This window comes from Dokdonella sp., from assembly GCF_019634775.1.
Taxonomy (GTDB): Bacteria; Pseudomonadota; Gammaproteobacteria; order Xanthomonadales; family Rhodanobacteraceae; genus Dokdonella.
The window spans coordinates 803,704-822,400 of the sequence record NZ_JAHCAS010000001.1 but is presented as its reverse complement, the minus strand read 5'-3'; the positions used below and the strand labels follow the sequence as shown (position 1 = coordinate 822,400).

Below are 18,697 nucleotides of genomic sequence, written 5' to 3'. Positions count from 1 at the left end.
CCGTGGCTTCGGCGAGCGTTCGCCTCGTCCTCCCGCCTTGGCGTATCGTTGCGCTCCGGCGATCGGGCCCGCGCCGGCGCACGTCGTCAAATCAGGGAACCTCGATGCCGAAACCACGTCCGCCGACGTCCCGTTCCAGTTCCGCACCACCGGTTTCCGGCGCACCTCGCACGATCAATCTCGCCCTGCAGGGCGGTGGTTCGCACGGGGCGTTTACCTGGGGCGTGCTCGATCGCTTGCTGGAAGACGGGCGCATCGACTTCGACGGCATCTGTGGAACCAGCGCCGGTGCGATGAACGCCGTGCTATTGGCTCATGGGTACTCGCTCGACGGACGTGATGGCGCGCGCGCCGCGCTGGCCGGGTTCTGGCAGCGCGTGGCGGCGCTCGGCGCGGCGGCCAATCCGGTGGTCGACCTGCTCGGCGCACATGCGGACGGCGCTGCCGCGCAGGCACTGCTCGCCGTGCAGCAATGGATGCTGGAGTCGCTGGCGCGCACGCTGTCGCCGTACCAGCTCAATCCGCTCGCGATCAATCCGTTGCGCGACCTGCTTGGCGACTGCGTGGATTTCGAACGCCTGCGCAAGCACTCGGTGATCAAGCTGTTCCTGTGCGCGACCAACGTGCGCAGCGGCAAGGTGCGCATCTTCGACAATGCGGCGATGTCGCTCGACGCGGTGATGGCCTCGGCCTGCCTGCCGCACCTCTTCCATGCGGTCGAGATCGATGGCGAGCACTACTGGGATGGCGGCTACATGGGCAATCCTGCGCTGTTCCCGCTGTTCTACGCCACCGCCACGCGCGATGTGGTCATCGTCATGGTCAACCCGATCCGGCGCGACGAAGTACCGACGACGCCGGCCGCGATCGCCGACCGGGTCAGCGAGATCAGCTTCAATTCCTCGCTGATGCGCGAGATGCGCGCCGTCGAGTTCGTCACCCGGCAACTGAGCGAAGGCTGGCTGAGGCCCGAGTACACGCAGCGCATGCGCCACGTGCTGGTGCACCTGGTCCGCGCCGACGGCTTCATGGGCACGCTCGCCGCGGCGACCAAGATCCGCGCCGACCTGCGTTTCCTCACCGGCTTGCGTGATCGCGGCCGGGCCTGCGCCGCGCAATGGCTGGCCGATCACCACGCCGACCTCGGCGTGCGCAGCACGATCGACCTGCGCAGGGAGTTCCTCGACTGAGCACCGCTGCCCTGCGCGGAAAGGTTGCAGCAGGCGAGCGTCCAACCAGGCAACGAAAGACCGGCCATACCCCCACGGCAAGCAGTCACTGTCGGGCGCAGCGGAACGCGGCGATTGCGAGCACGCCGAACGTGTACGCGGAACGGTGCAAGCTCGACTGGGCCGGCGAGCGCGAACAGCTTCGGTGCGGGGGTGCGATGTGGCCGATATCGTCTTCGCCTCGGCGCGCGACATCGGATCGCTTCCGGGGTATCCCCATTGCGGGATTGATCAGAGCATCCTTAACGCCCGGGTCACGGGTTCAGGCACAATTCGCGGCCCTGTGCGGCAGGCCCTGACCGCAGCGGTGAGATTTTGCATGTTGCTGATGATCGACAACTACGACAGCTTCACCTTCAACCTCGTGCAGTACTTCGGCGAGTTGGGGGAGGAGGTGAAGGTCGTGCGCAACGACGAGCTGGGCGTGGCGGAGATCCGCGCGCTGGCGCCGGCGCGCATCGTCATCTCGCCGGGGCCTTGCACGCCGAACGAGGCCGGCGTGTCGCTCGCGGTGCTGCGCGAACTGGCCGGAACGGTGCCCATCTTCGGTGTTTGCCTGGGCCACCAGTCGATCGGCCAGGCCTTCGGTGGCCAGGTCGTGCGCGCGCAAAGGATCATGCACGGCAAGACCTCGATGATCCATCACGCAGGTCGCGGCGTGTTTCGCGGCCTGCCGGATCCGTTCGAGGCGACACGCTACCACTCGCTGGTGGTCGAGAAGGATTCGTTGCCGGATGAACTCGAGGTCACCGCGTGGACCGTGGACGAGGACGGCGGCGTCGATGAGATCATGGGCCTGCGCCATCGCGAGCTCGACGTCGAGGGCGTGCAGTTCCATCCGGAGTCGATCCTCACCCAGCATGGGCACGACCTGTTGCGCAATTTCCTGGCGCGGTGAGGCTTGCAATGATCCGTGGGAGCCCCTCCAGGGGCGATGCTTTTCGTGCAGATCGCCAATCGCCCCTGAAGGGGCACCTACAGGGAAAGATGGGAAAATGCGGGGCACCTTGTTTCGCATCCTTCGATGACCGCCCATGTCCATGACGCCCCAACAAGCCCTGCAACGCGCGATCGAGCATCGCGAAATCTTCCACGACGAGATGGTCGGGCTGATGCGCCAGATCATGCGTGGCGAGGTGTCGCCGGTGATGACCGCCGCGATCCTGACCGGTTTGCGCGTGAAGAAGGAGACGGTGGGGGAAATCTCGGCGGCGGCGCGCGTCATGCGCGAGCTGGCCGCACCGGTCGAGGTGGCCGCGCGCGAGCATCTGGTCGACATCGTCGGCACTGGCGGCGATGGTGGGCACAGCTTCAACGTGTCGACGACGGCGATGTTCGTGGTCGCCGCGGCCGGCGCGTGCGTGGCCAAGCATGGCAATCGCAGCGTGTCGTCCAAGTCCGGCAGTGCCGATGTACTGGAGGCGCTTGGTGCGGTGATCGAACTGCAGCCGGCCGACGTCGCGCGCTGCATCGAGGCGGTCGGTGTCGGCTTCATGTACGCGCCGATCCATCATCCGGCGATGAAAGCAGTCGCTGCCGTGCGCCGCGAGATGGGCGTGCGCACGATCTTCAACATCCTCGGGCCGCTGACCAATCCGGCGGGCGCGCCGAATATCCTGATGGGCGTGTTCCATCCCGACCTGGTCGGTATCCAGGTGCGCGTGCTCGCCGAGCTCGGCGCCGAGCGCGCGCTGGTGGTCTGGGGCAAGGACGGCATGGACGAAATCTCGCTCGGCGGCGCGACGATGATCGGCGAACTGAGGGACGGCGTCGTGCACGAGTACGAGATCCATCCCGAGGAGTTCGGTTTCGCCATGGCCTCGGGCAGGCAGTTGCGCGTCGAGAACCCGGCCGAATCATGCGTGCGCGTGCGCGAGGCGCTGGACGATCGTCCCGGCGTCGCCCGCGACATCGTCACGTTGAATGCAGGCGCGGCCTTGTACGTTGCCGGCAAGGCGAGCTCCATCGCCGACGGCATCGCGCTGGCGCGCGCGACGATCGCCAGTGGTGCTGCGCGTGCAAAGCTCGACGCCTACGTCGCGCAGACGCGCGCGTTGTCGAAGGGGTGATGCATTCCCTTCTTTCCCGGCAGGAGCCCGTTCCCGGGCGATGCCGTTGGGGTGGTGGGAAAAGCATCGCCGGTGAACGGGCTCCTGTGACGAATGTGATTCGCAGGAGCCCCTTCAGGGGCGGCCCGACGACGCTGCTCAATAAACCGACCCACCCTCCGGCGGCGTCAGCGGCAGGCCGTAGTGGATCAGCACGTCCTCGATCTCGGCGACAGGCACGGTTTCACCCTTGCGCGCACGTTCGGCCTGGCCGAACAGCTCATTGATGCGCGGCTCGTCGTCGGGGTCGGGTTCGAGCTCGAACGAGGCCTTCGCCGCCGCGCCGCGTGCCCAGGCGTCGCGCACGCTGGCCCAGTAGGCCTTTGTCTTTTCCCAGTATTCGCGGCCCGGGTTGAAATCGAAATCGGTGATGCGCGTGTAGCTGTTGATGCCGCGTTCGCGGGCGATGGCGTGGCGCTTGCCGTCGACGTCGATGACGAGCTTGGTGTTGTCCTGTTCATGCACCCAGCCGCCCGGCGTCAGCGTGTGGCGGTTGTACGCCTCGATCGCCTGGTAGTCGCGGCGCTTGGAATGTTCGCGGCGCGGCAGCGGACGCAGGCTGAGGTCGGACATCCAGGCATCGACGCCGTCGCTGTGCGTCCAGTGGCCGATGCCGCTGTAGCGCGGCGCGTCATCGACTTCGTAGACGACCTGCGCCCACGCCCCGCGCGCTGCATTCGCGTCGACCGCTTCGTGTTCGAAGCGGCTGCGGCCACGATAGCGCAGCAGATCGGCCGGTTCGTAGTGCCAGTCCTGGCGCCAGTGCTTGATGACGTGCACGTCCTCGCCCATCTTCATGACCAGGATGTGCTGCAGGACGATCTTGCGGCCCGTGTCCTCGACGACTTCGACGAGTTCGGTGGCGCCGCTGCGCTGTGCCGGATGCGGCGTGTAGCCTGGTGCGAGCGCGGCGGTTTCGTCGAAGATGAAGCGCACGCGGAACTCGCCGGCCATGGCGAGGATGCTACGGCGATCGCACTCGAAGCGTTCCTCGGCGTTCGTCGGCGGCTTCGGGCAGGGCGAGGTGTACTGCGCGGGGGCTGCTTCGGCGAGCGGTTTCGGCGCCGCGGCAGTGGACTTGCTGCGCGGTGCGCTGGCACAGCCGGCCAGCATGAACAGCGAAACGAGGACGAAAGGCGTGATCAGCGGACGTGAGGTCATGGTGTCAGGCAATGTGGAGGGGGGAGATCCATTCGGCGTTCTCGTCGCGGACGATCGTGCGGGCGAGGTCCAGGCCGAGCAGGGAAATGCGCAGCGGCGCCTTGGCGCCGAGTGTGTGCAGCCATGGTAGCGGGCGCAAGTCGAAGGCGAGCAGGCGGGCCTGCCAGCGGTTGCCGAAGCGTGCCAGCGCGCGGCGCAGGAATGAGGCATGCACCGAGCCTTCCGGCATGGACGATTCGGCGGCGATGAGACCCTGCGCGGCGTTCATCTGATCCCAGGCGAGCACATCGGAGTCGGGCAGGAGGAACAGCTTCGCCTGGATCGCGCCGGAATCGGCGTGGAAGCACAGCCACTCGCGAGGGCCTTGCGGCGTGACGCTGCTCCATGCGCTCAGGCTCGCGCAGCACGCGAGCAGGCCGGCGGCGGCGTGCTCGAGCAACATCAGGCGCGGTCCGGCGCTCATGCGCTGGGGTGCGCCGGGCGCACCGTCGCGGCGTTCGAGCCAGAGCACGGTGCCGAGCCGTGGCAGCCATTCGGCGAGGTTGGCGAGGTCGAGCGCGACCCGCTCCGCACGCGCGCTGGCTTGCGCGAATGCCTCGTTGTCGAGGCGTGGCAGCGCGCCGTCGAACGGTTCGTGGCCACCAGGTAGCGTCGGGTCGAAGTATCCGTCGCTCATCGTCGTGCCTCGTGGTTCGCACCAGCCATGAAATCAGAACGACACGCGCAGGCCGATGCTGCCGGCACGACCCGGTGCGGTGTAGCGGTCGAGGACGGCCGACGTCGCGCTCAGGCCGGTGGCCGTGCTCCAGTTCCAGTACTTGCGGTCGCCGAGGTTGGTCGCAGCGGCGAACAGTTCGAGGCGCTCGAACGGCTTCCACCAGGTGTAGAGGTCGAAGGTCGAATAGCCGTGCGGCTCGAACGGTGCGCTGCTGCCGCTCGGCAGGCGATCCTGCGCGGCGACGAAGCTGCCGACAAGTTCGGCGCCCCAGCGTTCGTGGTCGTAGGCGATGCCGAGCACGGCCTTCTTCGGGTCGATGCTGGCCAGCGGTTCGTCGGCGGTTTCGTCGTCGCCGCGTGCGCTGGCGAAGCTGCCCTTGAGGGTGAAGCCGTCGAGGGCTTCGGTGAGGGCGCCGAGATGGATGCCATAGCGTGCCTCGGCACCGCGGATCTTCACCCGGCTCAGATTGCGCGACTGGAACACCATCAGGCCATCGTCGTTCATGCCGACGAAGACCAGCGATTCGATGAAATCACGGTAACGATTCGCATAGGCCGACACGCTGAACCAGCCGATGTCGCTGCTGCCGCGCAGGCCGAGTTCGAGGCCGCGGCTGGTCTCGGGCTTCAGGTCGGGATTGGGGATCGCGGTGTAGCCGAAGGCGATGTTGGTGAAGCCGATGTTGACGTCGTCGAATGGCGGTGCGCGGAAACCCTGGGCATATTGCGCGAAGACACTGAGGTGCGGGCTGAAGCGCCAGATCGCGCCGAGTTTCGGCGACCAGCCGAGGTCATCCAGACTCTCCGGCTCGATGCCCGGATTGTCGCCGGCAAAAATCGCGTCGTTCTTCGGGTTGAGCCGGTACGAATCGACGCGCACCGCGGGAATCAGGGTCAGACGGCCGTCGGCAAGCGTCATCTCGTCCTGCACGAACAGTGCGGCGTTCGTGGTCTCGGTGATCGGGAAATCGCGCACCGGGAACACATCCGGCGGCACGTTCGGGCTGCTCGCGCCGGTGGTCAGGTTGAGCTGGAAGCCGTCACGCTGTTCCTCGGTGCGCGTGCGCGAAAGGTCGAGGCCCCAGGTCAGCGCGTGCTTGGCCGATGACCCCGTCCATTCCTTGCGTGCGGTCAGTTCGGTGCCGACCACGCGCTGCTCGTAGTCGAAGCGACGGAAGCGCTGCACCGGATTGGACAGCACGCCGGCGGTCGCGGTCGCGCGGTCCTCGAGGGTGTCCTGGCGGGTTTCGCTCTGCTGTACCCAGGCCTTCCATTCGAGCGCGTCGAGCCAAGCCGAGGCAAACGGAATCTCCTGGCCGAACGAAAGCCGCTGGCGCTCACGCCCGTCGCTGCCGACCAGCGACGTGGTGCGTGTGCCATTGGCGGTCTGCGTGCGCGAACTGAGCGCATTGGTGTCGATCGAGGCCTTTTCGCCGTCGAGCGTGATGCGGTCGATGCGACCGCTCGACGCCGTGTGCACGTACTTGGCAAGCAACGCATTGGCATCGGTTTCCTGCGGGTTCGGCCGCGTGCGCGTGTTGTTGTCGCTGTCGACCGTGCCCTTGTTCGCCGTGGCGTGGCCGTCGCGATGCGTGGCGATGACGACCACGCCATGCGCCGCGTCGCCGCCGGCGAAGGTGCCGGTCAGGCTGGCCTGGCGATTGACGCTCGCGTACTGCGCCTTGCCGGCGATGTAGGTGGAATCGCCTTGCGCAAGATAGTCGGCAGGATCCTTGGTGACGAAACTGACCACCCCGCCGAGCGCGTCCGAGCCGTACAGCGAAGAGGCCGCGCCGCGGATGATCTCGACACGCTTGAGCGCATCGACGTCGACGAAATCGCGGCCGGCGTTGGCGAAGCTGCCGATGGAAAACTCCTCGGACACCGGAATGCCGTCAACCTCGATGCGCACGCGATCGCCGCCGAGACCGCGGATGCGGAAACCGCCGAGGCCGAAGCGCGTCGCGCTGCCGGTCACCGACACGCCGGGTTCGTAGCGCACGAGTTCGGCGATGTCCTGCACCTGGCGGCGGTCGATCTCCACCGCGTCGATCACGCTGACGTCGCTGGCGACGTCACGCACCGCACGTTCGTTGAGCGTGGCGCTGACGACGATGCGGTCGAGCTCGTTGATGATGTCGAGCGGGTAGCCGCGGTCGTCGGCGGCAAGGGCAACATGCGGAATGGCCAGCGCGATGGCGCAGGCAAGGGCGGATCGGTGGCAAGGAGGCATGGCAGTCCAGGGCGCAGGAGAGGGGCGCGACGCTGGCTGGCAGAAGACCCCCGTGGATGGCGGGACGGGAGCCGGGGCTGGCTGCGACGTTGGAGAGGGCTACGGCAGCATCGCTGCCGGGATGTCACTTGGTCAGTATGAGCTTGTCGTTGCGCGTCAGGCGCAGGCGGTATTCCTGGCCGGCGTGCTCGATGACGAGCTCACGCCCACCGCCGAGCAGGCGCAGGCTGTCGATGCGTTTCGATGCGCTGGTGCGCACGGGCGTGGCGGTGAATGGTGCGGGGGAATCCTGGCCAACCGGCGCGGCACTGGCAGACGGGTTCAGCATGGTCGTGGCTCCGAAGGGGTCGAACCGTCGGAAATGATAATGATTCGCGTTTGCGAGTCAAGCGACCATGATCTGGCCCAGGCGAGACGGGCGGAATCCCGCGCAACCATCACCGACCCAGCAGATCGTCGCGTACGGGATGCCCAGGGCGCCTCACGCCGGTCGGGACGGAGGACGAGCCCCCATCCCTTGTCCTCGATACTCAGCGCATGCGGAACAGAGTCGGCTGCCAGCCGCCGCCGCCATAGCCGTCACGGCGGCGGCGGCGCATGTTCTCGTGTGCTTCCTGGCGCCGCGTTTCGAGCCAGTCGACGCGCTGGGTGCGCAGGCTGGCCGGGTCGACACCGCGACGCGTCGCTTCCTGGTTGCGGTAGAGGACGAAGTCGGAATAGGCCTCGATCTCCGGACGCAGTTCGCGCACGCAGAGTTCGATCATGATCGCGTCGTCGAGGAAGCCGATCACGGGCACGCTGTCCGGGATGATGTCGTGCGGATCGGAGAAGTAAGCCAGGCACGAGAGGACGCGCTGGCGGTCTTCGTCGGGCAGGCCATAGCCCTCGTCCTTGACCAGCTGGATCATGGTGTCGAGCTTCTCGAGCCGGTCGCGGATGAAGGCTGGCACCTTGACCTTCGGCACATCGACGAGCAGGCGCGAAGCGGCGGAGGTGATCGCATCGGCTGCCATGCCGGCGGCCTTGGCCTGTGCTTTCCGCATCGCCTCGATGAAGTGCTCGAGATCCTCGTCGCCAAGTTGGATCGTGATGTCCAGGGACATGGGTGCCGCTCCGCTAGATGGGGGAAAACCGGCTGCCGAGACTAGACGCCGCCATGGGACGCGTCAATCTGGAAGAAGCTGGGTGAAGCTGGGAATGGGGGATGGTTTGAAACAGGCCTCAGCCGCGCTTTGCGCCCAGCTCTCCCATTCCTCATCCCCCATTCCCGGCCTCAGGGCTACAAAATCCCCACCGCCGCAGCGCCGAAGGCGGTGGCGATGCGCGTGTAGATCGTCTTCATCGGCAGGTCGACCTGCGGAAAGTCGCCGACCGCCGTGTAGCAGTCGTAGAAGCCGGGATCGTTGGGCGGCAGCGGACGGCAGCCGTCGTTCAATTCGTAGCTGGTGGCATAGCGGAACGGCCAGAAGTCGAACAGCGGCAACGCGGTCGAGAAGTCGGCGATCGCGTTGTTGATGCGGTGGATGAGATTCGTGCGCGGACGCTTGGCGATCGTCCAGGCGTTCTGCGGTTCGGTGTCGCGCAGGATCGCAGCTTCGATGCGCGCGGCCAGCGCGCGGTCGTCAAAGATGAAGCCCGACTCGGTGTTGTAGTCGTCCGAGCGTGGGTCGAAGTTGTGCGAGCCGATCAGGGTGATGTGACGATCGATGACGATCGATTTTGCGTGCATGCCGAGGCGCACGCCATGAGCGCTGACCGGCGCGCGCCCGTAGCGCTGGTAGCCATCGCTGCCAGGGCCGCCGACGAGCTGGTCGTAACCGGCGACGAGTTTGGCGGCGTCTCCGGGAAACGGCTTGAACTCGTGAATGCGGAAGCCGAGCTTGAGGTAGCGCTTCTTGTACTTGTGCGACAGCGCGTAGACGTAGAACGCGTCGGTTGCCGCCAGCGAGTTGGTCGAGACGATCACGCGCGGTGGCTCGGTACGTTCGCGAAGTTCGCGGAACACCTTGCGCGCACGCTTGCTGATGACGAGGTAAGGGGTCTGCACGACCAGGCGTTCGCGCGTGCCGACGATCAGGCGGGAGATCTGCTCGCCGAGCTGGCGATTGGCATCGGCGGCGTCGTCCTGTTTCTCGGGATCGTCCGAGAAGTAGTCGGCTCGGCCGACGCGCAGTGCTTCGTCAACGAAGCGTCGGGTGATCACATCGGCATCGTCGGCATCCGCCTCGAGCTGGCGTACGCGTTCCGGATCGGCCGAGCGCGTGGGCGCTGGCAGATCGAGGGAGGCATCGGCCTCGGCGACGATGCGGCTGTTGACATCGTTGAGGCGGGTCAGCGGCACTGCGCGCCGGTACGCCCAGAACTTCTCGAACGATTGCGCCATCGCGCGTCCGGCCACCGGCCCGGTGACGAGCACGTCGCGATCGCGGTAATCGAACTCGTGGTCCCAGTCGAAATAGCGGTTCTGGTGGTTGCGCCCGCCGGCGATGCCGAACATGTCGTCGACCAGGAACAGCTTGTTGTGCATGCGCTGGTTGAAGCGACGGAAGCAGCACAGGATGCTTGCGGCGAACTCGATCGGATGCGTAACCGCCTTGTGGAAGGTCGGGTTGTAGATGCGCACCTCGAAGTTCGCATGGATGCGCGCGAGCCGCGACAGCAGCTCGGCATCCTCCAGCGAGAACAGCTGGTCGGCGATGATGCGCACGCGCACGCCGCGACGCGCGGCGGCGAGCAGCTCGTCGAGCAGCAGGCGACCGGCATCGTCGTCGGCCCAGATGAAGGTCTGGATGTCGATGCTCTCCCGCGCGGCGCGGATCAGGTGCACGCGCAGCAGCAGGGCGTCCTCGCCGAGCTCGAGCAGGTTGACGTAATGAGTTGGCCGCTCGGCCGTGCTGTCCATACGCGCCTGCTCGGCCAGTGCGCGCAGCGGGGTTCCGATCGCGCAGCGGTCGGCTCGGTCGCAATCGACGCTCGCCAGCCGCGAGTTGGCGACGATCGCGTCGGCCTGGCGCGCAAGCTGGCGGTTGACCGAGCAACCAGTGAAGGCCAGGGCGACGCAGGCGATGGCCAGGAGTCGTGCGAGGCTTCCGGTCACGGTGCGATGCCTGGGGTCGCCGGGTCGGTCCACACCGCCAGCTGCAATTCGACCTTGTCGGCCAGGGTGCCCTTGCGCGAACGCATGCCGAACACGCCGCGCCGCAGGATTCCGGTTGCCTCGACCGCGCATTCGACGCCGGGCCGGGCGCAGGTCGCGGGCCGCACGTCGAACACGACCCGACCACGGATGCCGCGCAGGGCGAGTGAACCGGGCAGACTGCCACCTTCGGTAAGGCGCTCCAGCGGGAAGGGATCGGACAGGAAGCGGATCTCCGGATGGCGGGCGACATCGAAGAACTCCGCCGACTTGACCCAGTCCTCCATGCCGCTGCGGCGCATCTTCACCGCGTTGGCATCGATGCGCGCATCGACGACGCCGCTGCCGGCGCCACGGTCGAGCCGCACATGGCCGTACACATGGCCGAAGCGGCCTTCGACATCGAACATCCACAGTACCCTGACCTTGAATTCGGCGTGCGAGCGCGCGCTGTCGAACAGGATCACCTCATCCAGTGATCCCGCCATCGCCGCGAGCGGCGATGCCGCCAGCAGGCAGGCGACAGCCAGTCTCGCGTACGCCTTCAAGGCCACCAGAAATGCCGCAGGTTCGCCGCACCAGGCTCGAGCGCGCTGTCGGCATCCACATGCAGCCACGCGATCGAACCGGGCGGCATGCCACGGCCACTGTCGGAAGTGCCGTCGGTGAGCAGGGCGACCAGGGTTTCCAGCCCGGGATTGTGGCCGACCAGCAGCACGCAGTCGGCGTTCGCGTGTTCGTCGAGCAGGTCGATCAGGGTCGCCGGCGTGGCTTCGTAGATGCGCGGCTCGAAGCGCAGGGCATCAGCGGCGCCGAGCACGTCGACGATCGAAATGGCGGTCTCGCGCGTGCGTCGGGCCGGCGAGCACAGCACGACATCGGGCTGCACGTCATGTGCGGCGAGCCAAGCGGCCGCGGCGGTCGCCTCGCGCTGGCCACCCTCGGTGAGCGGACGCTCGGCATCGGACTGGTCCGGTGCCGGCGGTTCGGCATGCGCATGCCGCAGGAGGATGAGCTGGCGGATCGACATGGGAACTCCGGCATGCGGGGCCACCATCATGCCGCAAGCCGCGGCGACGCGTCAGCCAGCCTTCTTCAGCCAGCGCAACAACTTCTGCCAGTCATCCTGGTGCGCGCGCACGTTCTCGGAGTGGTAGTCGAACAGGCTCTTGCCGAGACCGGTCATGAGCACGTAGGCCTGCGAGTCACGCAGGGTGGCAACCAGCGGGAAGGGCAGGTCGCGCATCGCTTCGAGCGCCGACTGGGTCGCGTTGGTCCAGGGCTTGGTGCGGTTGGCGACGAGGCCGACCGGCACCTTGCCGCGCTTGACCCGCGGCACGCGGGCAAGGTCGGCGAGGAAGGGGCCGGTTGCTTCGAGATCGATCGTCGAGGGCAGCACCGGCACGACGATGGCATCGACATCGTCGATGTACTCGGAGATCTCGCTGGCACGCACGCCGGCACCGGTGTCGATGATGACGTGTTCGGCGTCGGCTGGAATCCGTTGCAGCCAGCCGCTGCGCGTGGCGTCGACCGGCAGCACGGCGCTGGCGAGCAGCGCGCGCTTCGCGCACCAACGGCTGCTCGAACCCTGACGGTCGGCATCGGCGAGCACGGTCGCCTTGCCCTTCAGGGCGTAGTAGGCGGCCAGATGCGTGGCGATGGTGCTCTTGCCGCATCCTCCCTTGGAACTCGCCACCAGCACCTTGAGCATGTCGGCCTCCGCGGGTTTGCGCGGCTGAGGGTACCGGTGAAGCAGGGAATGGGGAATAGGCAGGGGTCTGCCGCCGGCCGGATGCGCGTCTCGTGCCGTGCATCCCTTGGGATGTCATGACGCCATTGCGGGATTGATCAGGGCATCCCTTGCTCCCCGCCCTGCCCTTTGCGGCCCAGTTGCGCGATGACCGCGCGCAGCGCCGCCGGCTTGACGGGCTTGCGCAGCAGCACGTGGCCGAGTTCGCGGACCTGGGTGGTCAGTTCGGGGCTGTTGTCGGCGGTGACGAGGGCGCCGGGCGGCGCCGGTTGGCAGGCCGCCCGCAACGTGGCGAGTGCGGAGAGGCCGTCCTCGCTGCCGTCGAGATGGTAGTCGGCAAGGATCAGGTCGGGGCGACGGCGACGCACGGCCTCCAGGGCGGCCTGGGTGTTCTCTGCAAGGTCGCAGGTGACGCCCCAGCGCTTGAGCAGGGCGGCCATGCCTTCGAGGATCGCCGGTTCGTTGTCGAGGCAGAGCGCGTGCAGGCCACCGGTGATGCCTGCCGTGCGGCTGCGTTCGCTGTGGCTGGGTGCGGGCAGGCGCGGTGGCGCGACGCGCGGCAGGTCGATGGCGAACACGCAGCCGCGACCGAGTTGCGAGCGCAGGCTCAGGCGATGTCCGAGCAGCCGCGCCATGCGTTCGCAGATCGCCAGGCCAAGTCCCAACCCCTTCTCGCCCCACGGTGATGTCTGACTGCCGCGGCGGAACTCGTCGAAGATCGAAGCCTGCTGGTCCGGCGCGATGCCGGGGCCGGAATCGCGCACCTCGATGCGCAGCCGTTCGGGAGACAGCCAGCGAATCCCGAGCAGGACACTGCCGTGACGCGTGTAGCGCAGCGCATTGGACAGGAAGTTCTGCAGGATGCGGCGCAACAGCTGCGCATCGGTGCGCACCCAGGCGTCGCTGTCGACGAAGCGCAGGCGCAGACCGCGCGCAGCGGCCTGCACGGCGAAAGCGTTCTTCAACGGCTCGATGACCTCGGCCAGGGACACGTCGGCCACCTCGGCGTGGTACTTGCCAGCATCCAGGCGCGAGGCATCGAGCAGGGCATCGAGCAGATCCTCGGCTGCCTTGAACGACGTGTCGATGCGCTCGACCAGGGTTTCCGCCTCGGCATCGAGCCCGGGCTGGTGGTGCAGGGCCGAAGTGAACAGGCGTGCGGCGTTGAGCGGTTGCAGCAGGTCGTGGCTGGCCGCGGCGAGGAAGCGCGTCTTCGACAGGTTCGCGGCTTCGGCCTGGCGCTTGGCCTGTTCCTGCGCGGCGAGCGCCACGCTCAGTTCATGCGTGCGCTGCTCGACGCGCTGCTCGAGCGTCTCGTTGGCCTCGATCAGGGCCTGCTCGGCGCGCTTGTAGGCGGTGATGTCGGTGAAGGTGGTCAGATAGCCGCCGCCCGGCAGCGGATCGCCACGCGTCTCGATGACGCGGCCGTCCGGACGCCAGCGCACGAACACGTGCGGTCGGCCGAGGCGCAGGTGGGCGAGGCGCTTGCGCAGCAAGACATCCGGATCCTCGTCGCCGAGCAGGCCCTTGGCGGCGTTGTGCAGGATCAGGTCGGCGACGGGACGACCGACGTAGACGAAACCTTCCGGGTAGTCGAACAGGTCGAGGTAGCGACGGTTCCAAGCGACGATGCACAGGTCGGCATCGACCACGCTGATGCCTTGCATCATGTTCTCGAACGTGACCGCGAGCAGCTCGCGGTTGAAGCGCAGCTCCTGCGAGGTCTCGTCGAGCAACGCGACCGCCTCGGAGAGGTCGAGGCCTGTGCCGCGCAACGCCGTGGTCAGCATGCGCCGCGCCGAGGCCGCACCGACCGCCGAGGCGAGCAGGCGCTCGGTGTGCTGCAACAGGGAGCGGTCGGCGGAGGCATCGGCGGTCAGTTTCTTGCCGCTGGACTGCTCGTAGTCCTCGAAGGCGCGCGCGGCGTTGCGCTCGCCGACGATGCGGTCCGCCACCGCGCGCAGGTCGCCCACGCTCACCCGGCCGCGCCATTCGCTGACCTGGGTCGGGCGCATCGCCCCCGGATTGAGGAACGCAGCGGCGCGCAGGCGTTCCTCGACGCTCGGGCGGAAGCGCAGCGACACGAACACCAGAGCGCCGACATTGGCCAGCAACGACCAGAACGTGCCATGCGTCAGTGCATCCCAGCCGTGCAGGTGGAACAACGCCTGTGGTTGCAGCCAGCCGATGTCGAAAGGACCGCGGCTGAGCCATTGCCCGGACATCCAGCCGGCCTGGGCCAACGAGGGCAACAACAAGGTGTATGCCCAGACCGCGAAGCCGGCAATCAGACCGGCGAAGACGCCGACCCGGCTCGCCCCGCGCCAGTACAGGCCGCCGATGATCGCCGGCGCGAACTGCGCGACCGCGGCGAACGAGAGCAGGCCGATGGCGGCAAGGTTCTGGTTCTGCGTGGTGAAGCGGTAGTAGGCGAAGGCGAGCAGGGCGAGCAGGACGATGGCGATGCGGCGCACCGCGAGCACGATGCCGGAGAGATCGTCGCGCTTCTCCAGGTGCAGGGCCCGGATGCGCAGCAGGGTCGGCATGACGAGGTCGTTGCTGACCATCGTCGCCAGCGCGACCGAAGCGACGATGACCATGCCGGTGGCTGCGGAGAAGCCGCCGATGTAGGCAAACACGGCGAGCAGGTGGTCACCATTGGCCATCGGCAACCACAACACGTAGGCATCCGGTGCGATGCTGGTGCCAGCAGCGGCCTGCGCGCCGGCGTGCACGATCGGCAGCACCAATGCGCAGATGATCAGCAGATAGAGCGGAAACATCCAGCGCGCGCGACCGAGATCGGTCGGGTTCTCGCACTCGACCACGCCGACCTGGAACTGGCGCGGCAGACAGAAGATCGCGGCGAAGGCGAGCACGGTCTGGGCGACGAAGCCGGTCGGAAGTTCCAGCGGCGTCTGCCCGCGGAACGGTTCGGCGAACGCCTCGAACCCGTCGGCATGCACCAGTGCATAGGCGCCGACAGCGATGAAGGCGAGCAGCTTGACCAGCGACTCGGCGGCGACAGCGAGCATCATGCCGTGGTGGTGCTCGGTGGCATCGATGCCGCGCGTGCCGAACAGGATCGCGAACACGGCGAGCAGCATGGCCACGTACAGCGCGCTGTCGGCGAGCAGCGGCGGGGGATCCTCGAGCGGACTGGCCGCGGTCAGCACGTCGATGCCCATGGCGACGGCCTTCAGCTGCAGCGCCACGTACGGGATGATCGCGGTGATCGCGATGATCGTGACCAGCGCGCCGAGCGCATGCGACTTGCCGAAGCGCGAGCCGACGAAGTCGGCAATCGAGGTGACTTTCTGCTCCTTGGCGATCAGCACGAGACGGCGGAACAGGCCGAAGCCGAGCACGAACAGCAGGATCGGGCCGAGGTAGATCGGCAGGTACGAAAGACTCGAACGCGCCGCACTACCGACCGCGCCGTAGAACGTCCACGACGAACAATACACGGCCAGGGCAAGGCTGTAGACGATCGGCCGCAGCCATTCGCGCGACGGATACAGCGGCTTGCGGTCACCGTAGTAGGCGAGCGCGAACAGTCCGCCGACATAGACGACCGAGACCAGCAGCAGGACCCACGGCGAAATCAAGCGGCGATGCTCCGGGACGGCTCCGCCCCGATTGTAGGCGTTCGGTGCTGGAATTCGGATTCGGCGATCGGGGAAGGCGAGGAACTGACCGGATGACGTTCCGCCTCAACAACCGCTGTGAAAACTCCGCGCCAAGGCAGGGTATTCCCCAGGCTGTTTCTCCACTCGCGCCGCGCTATGGTCGATGCCGTGGGTGGCAATCGGAGCCGGGTGTCATGACCTTCAACGTTTCCGGGATCGACAACAGCACGCTTTCTCCCCCGCAGCAGGCACCGTCGCCGCCACCGCCTCCGCCACCCCAGTATGACGTCCAGTCCCGCAGCGGCGGGCTGCCGGAGCCGACCTACCACCCCCAGGCTGCGTGTCTGACCCAGCCCGGTCCCTGTGCCGGGGACGGCGGCCCGTATGCGTTGCCGGCCGGCAGCACGCTGGCGGAAGTGGCTGGCGGCACCCAGGCACAACCCTTCGACGTGACCTTGTCGCAGCTCGCCACCGCCGTTTACGGCACTCGTGGCGGCCCGCCGGCAGGCTGGAACGAGGTCTCCGATGCCGACATCGCCCAGCGGCTGGGCCTGCCGCCGAACGACCCGGCGACGGCCGCGGCGGTGCAGTCCTGGCGCGAGGAGTTCCTCGGCGGCGGCGAGCAGACCAAGGCGCAGCAGTTCAAGGCCGAGATCTACACCGATGGCTGCGGCAACTACGTGCTGTCCTACCGCGGCACCGCGGAGGGTCGGGCCGACTGGAACAACAACTTCACCCAGGGCACGGGTTTCACCACGCACGGCGTGGATGACAAGTTCAGCGGCACCGCGGTCAACACCGCGATGGAGTTCAAGCGCTTGTTCGCAGATTCGGCCACGCCGACCAACCTGGCCATCACCGGCCATTCGCAGGGCGGCGGCCTGGCCGCGGTGGGTTCGCTGGCCGCCGACATCCCGGCAGTCACGTTCGACGCCTCCGGCATCCATCCCAATACGCTGGCACGCATGGGCTTCACCCCCGGGCAGGCGCGCGATTACGCGGAAAACGGCGGCATCCGCGCCTATTCGCTGAAGTCGGATCTACTCACCCAGGTGCAGGAGACCGGGGTCGTCGGCCTGGTGGCACCGGATGCGCTGGGCACGCCGATCGTGGTCGAACCCGGCCTGCTGGCCCGGCACGACCTGGTCGAGCGCACGCTGGACGTGGAGGCCAACCTGCCCGGCGTGGCCGATTGGGCGATCAACCGGCTGGTGGAATCGATGCGGCACAGTTCGATCCCCGTACTCAGCGATATCGGCAAGCTGGCGTATGGAGCGGCCAGCCATAGTCCAAACGCGTTGACCGCGGCAATGATCGAGCGCGAGCCCTGGCAGCCCGGATACAGCAATCCCATCGACACCGGCAAGGCCTTGCAGGATCTGGTGCCGGAGCCGCTCAAGGACGACTTCGCGATCAACACCCACGATTTCATCAGTGATGCCGGCGAGGTGATCCGTACCGATTTCGCCAACGGCAATCCGGTACAAGGCCTCTTCCGCATCGGCGGCGATTTCGTCGAAGGCTTCTGGAACTCCGCCGGCGACACCCTGAACCGTGGCGCCGAGAGCCTGTCGCAGGCGCTGGACAAGCGTGTCGGTGGCGTGCCGGGGGCCGTACTGTCCCGGGTGATCGACTTCGGCGGTAACGTGGCCCATGGCGTTGCGGATGCAGTCGGAACCTTTGCCGAGGCAACCTGGAATGTGACCGGCGCGGCCGCACAGAAGGCCGTCGACGTGGTCGATGCGGCCAAGGACAAGGTGATCGACTTCGCCAAGGGCCTGTTCGGTCGCTGAACGCCACCACCACGATGGGCGCATCGGCTACTCTGGCCAGGTGCAGGCGGCATGGGAGCCGTGACACCGTGCATGGCCTCCCTGCCGCCATCCTCGTCCTGACCCTTTGCTGCGCCTCGGGAAGCGCCCGCACCGCCATGAGCCTCGACCCTTTCTCCAATCCGGACCTGGCACCGCTGGCGGTCGCGGTGATGCGTGGCGATACGCTGGAGATCAGGCGCCATGCCGAGCGCATCCACCCGGACACGCCCGGCACGGATGGTGCCACGCTGCTGGTCGCGGCCATCGGCGCCAATCAGGCCGACAGCGTGCACGCTCTGTTGGAGCTCGGCGCCGATCCCAACCGCCCCGGCGGCGGCGGCGAGACACCCGTGCACGCGGCGGCGTTCGCAGCCAACCCCGCACTGCTGCGCGCCGTGCTCGAACACGGCGGAAATCCGTGCCTGGCCAATGCCCACACTGGCAGCACGCCGCTGATGCAGGCCATCCTCGGCCAGAATCCCGAACAGATCGCGATCCTGCTCGACGCCGGCGCCGACCCCAGGGCCACCGATTTCAAGCACGACACCGCCTTGCATATTGCCGGCCGGACCAACGCCGGCGCGACCATCCTGCTGTTGCTCGAGCGCGGCGCGAACCCGCTGGCGAAGAACGCCGGCGGCGCCACGTTCCAGGACTACTACTTCGCCTTCAACCGGCGCGTGCTCAGCGATCGCGCCAAGGCCGAGCGGCGGCAGATCGTCGCCTGGCTGAAGGCGCACGACATCCCACTGGGCGCGCTGGTGCAGGCCGTTGACTGAGGTCTGCATGCAGCGGGTGCGGGGCACCTGCCGCGTCGCGGACACCCCTGCGGGCGCGCACTGCGCGTGACGGCCGCGTCCGGTCGCATCGGTCCGGATGCCATCGGGACGGAATCTGCCGACATCACGATGCGACCG

15 protein-coding genes are annotated in these 18,697 nt (G+C 67.4%); 5 read left to right on the top strand and 10 right to left on the bottom strand.

What is annotated here, in order from left to right:
• Positions 1 to 104 precede the first annotated feature (104 nt).
• The 3 genes from KF907_RS03495 to trpD all read left to right on the top strand — a co-directional run bounded on the left by KF907_RS03495 (position 105) and on the right by trpD (position 3,298).
• Positions 105 to 1,190 carry a patatin-like phospholipase family protein gene (locus tag KF907_RS03495; protein WP_291218236.1) on the top strand — a complete coding sequence of 362 codons (1,086 nt, stop codon included), beginning with the start codon at positions 105 to 107 and terminating at the stop codon, positions 1,188 to 1,190.
• 358 nt (positions 1,191 to 1,548) lie between these two features.
• Positions 1,549 to 2,127 carry an anthranilate synthase component II gene (locus tag KF907_RS03490; RefSeq protein WP_291220232.1) on the top strand — a complete coding sequence of 193 codons (579 nt, stop codon included), beginning with the start codon at positions 1,549 to 1,551 and terminating at the stop codon, positions 2,125 to 2,127.
• Between the two features lie 136 nt (positions 2,128 to 2,263).
• A complete protein-coding gene (trpD, locus tag KF907_RS03485; protein ID WP_291218234.1) occupies positions 2,264 to 3,298 on the top strand; it encodes an anthranilate phosphoribosyltransferase in 1,035 nt (344 codons plus the stop codon).
• 138 nt (positions 3,299 to 3,436) lie between these two features.
• Here the strand turns inward: trpD and KF907_RS03480 are convergent, their stop codons facing one another.
• The 10 genes from KF907_RS03480 to KF907_RS03435 form a co-directional block, all read right to left on the bottom strand.
• Complete coding sequence (locus KF907_RS03480) at positions 3,437 to 4,498, bottom strand: DUF6607 family protein (protein WP_291218232.1); 1,062 nt, start codon at positions 4,496 to 4,498, stop codon at positions 3,437 to 3,439.
• 4 nt (positions 4,499 to 4,502) lie between these two features.
• Positions 4,503 to 5,174 (bottom strand): hypothetical protein, encoded by a 672-nt coding sequence (locus KF907_RS03475; RefSeq protein ID WP_291218229.1) that lies wholly within the window; start codon positions 5,172 to 5,174, stop codon positions 4,503 to 4,505.
• Positions 5,175 to 5,207: 33 nt separating this feature from the next.
• On the bottom strand, positions 5,208 to 7,448 hold the full coding sequence (locus tag KF907_RS03470; protein ID WP_291218227.1) for a TonB-dependent hemoglobin/transferrin/lactoferrin family receptor: 2,241 nt from the start codon (positions 7,446 to 7,448) through the stop codon (positions 5,208 to 5,210).
• A gap of 124 nt (positions 7,449 to 7,572) precedes the next feature.
• Positions 7,573 to 7,776: a hemin uptake protein HemP gene (hemP, locus tag KF907_RS03465; RefSeq protein WP_291218225.1), complete on the bottom strand. Its 204-nt coding sequence runs from the start codon at positions 7,774 to 7,776 to the stop codon at positions 7,573 to 7,575.
• 202 nt (positions 7,777 to 7,978) lie between these two features.
• Positions 7,979 to 8,551, bottom strand: a complete 573-nt coding sequence (locus KF907_RS03460; RefSeq protein WP_291218223.1) for a YkvA family protein — start codon at positions 8,549 to 8,551, stop codon at positions 7,979 to 7,981.
• Positions 8,552 to 8,727: 176 nt separating this feature from the next.
• Positions 8,728 to 10,545 carry a phospholipase D family protein gene (locus KF907_RS03455; protein WP_291218221.1) on the bottom strand — a complete coding sequence of 606 codons (1,818 nt, stop codon included), beginning with the start codon at positions 10,543 to 10,545 and terminating at the stop codon, positions 8,728 to 8,730.
• On the bottom strand, positions 10,542 to 11,138 hold the full coding sequence (locus KF907_RS03450; protein WP_291218219.1) for a YceI family protein: 597 nt from the start codon (positions 11,136 to 11,138) through the stop codon (positions 10,542 to 10,544). The genes KF907_RS03455 and KF907_RS03450 overlap by 4 nt, the downstream gene beginning before the upstream one ends.
• Positions 11,129 to 11,608, bottom strand: coding sequence for a SixA phosphatase family protein (locus tag KF907_RS03445; protein ID WP_291220230.1), 480 nt, complete (start codon positions 11,606 to 11,608; stop codon positions 11,129 to 11,131). The genes KF907_RS03450 and KF907_RS03445 overlap by 10 nt, the downstream gene beginning before the upstream one ends.
• A 57-nt stretch (positions 11,609 to 11,665) precedes the next feature.
• Positions 11,666 to 12,298: a ParA family protein gene (locus KF907_RS03440; protein WP_291218217.1), complete on the bottom strand. Its 633-nt coding sequence runs from the start codon at positions 12,296 to 12,298 to the stop codon at positions 11,666 to 11,668.
• A 137-nt stretch (positions 12,299 to 12,435) separates the two neighbouring features.
• The gene (locus tag KF907_RS03435; RefSeq protein ID WP_291218214.1) at positions 12,436 to 15,945 is read right to left on the bottom strand and encodes a PAS domain-containing hybrid sensor histidine kinase/response regulator; all 3,510 of its coding nucleotides are present in this window, start codon (positions 15,943 to 15,945) and stop codon (positions 12,436 to 12,438) included.
• A 44-nt stretch (positions 15,946 to 15,989) separates the two neighbouring features.
• Here KF907_RS03435 and KF907_RS03430 point away from each other — a divergent pair, with 44 nt between their 5' ends.
• Both KF907_RS03430 and KF907_RS03425 read left to right on the top strand, forming a co-directional pair.
• A complete protein-coding gene (locus tag KF907_RS03430; RefSeq protein ID WP_291218212.1) occupies positions 15,990 to 17,759 on the top strand; it encodes a Tle-like phospholipase domain-containing protein in 1,770 nt (589 codons plus the stop codon).
• 137 nt (positions 17,760 to 17,896) lie between these two features.
• Positions 17,897 to 18,559, top strand: coding sequence for an ankyrin repeat domain-containing protein (locus tag KF907_RS03425; RefSeq protein WP_291218210.1), 663 nt, complete (start codon positions 17,897 to 17,899; stop codon positions 18,557 to 18,559).
• Positions 18,560 to 18,697 lie beyond the last annotated feature (138 nt).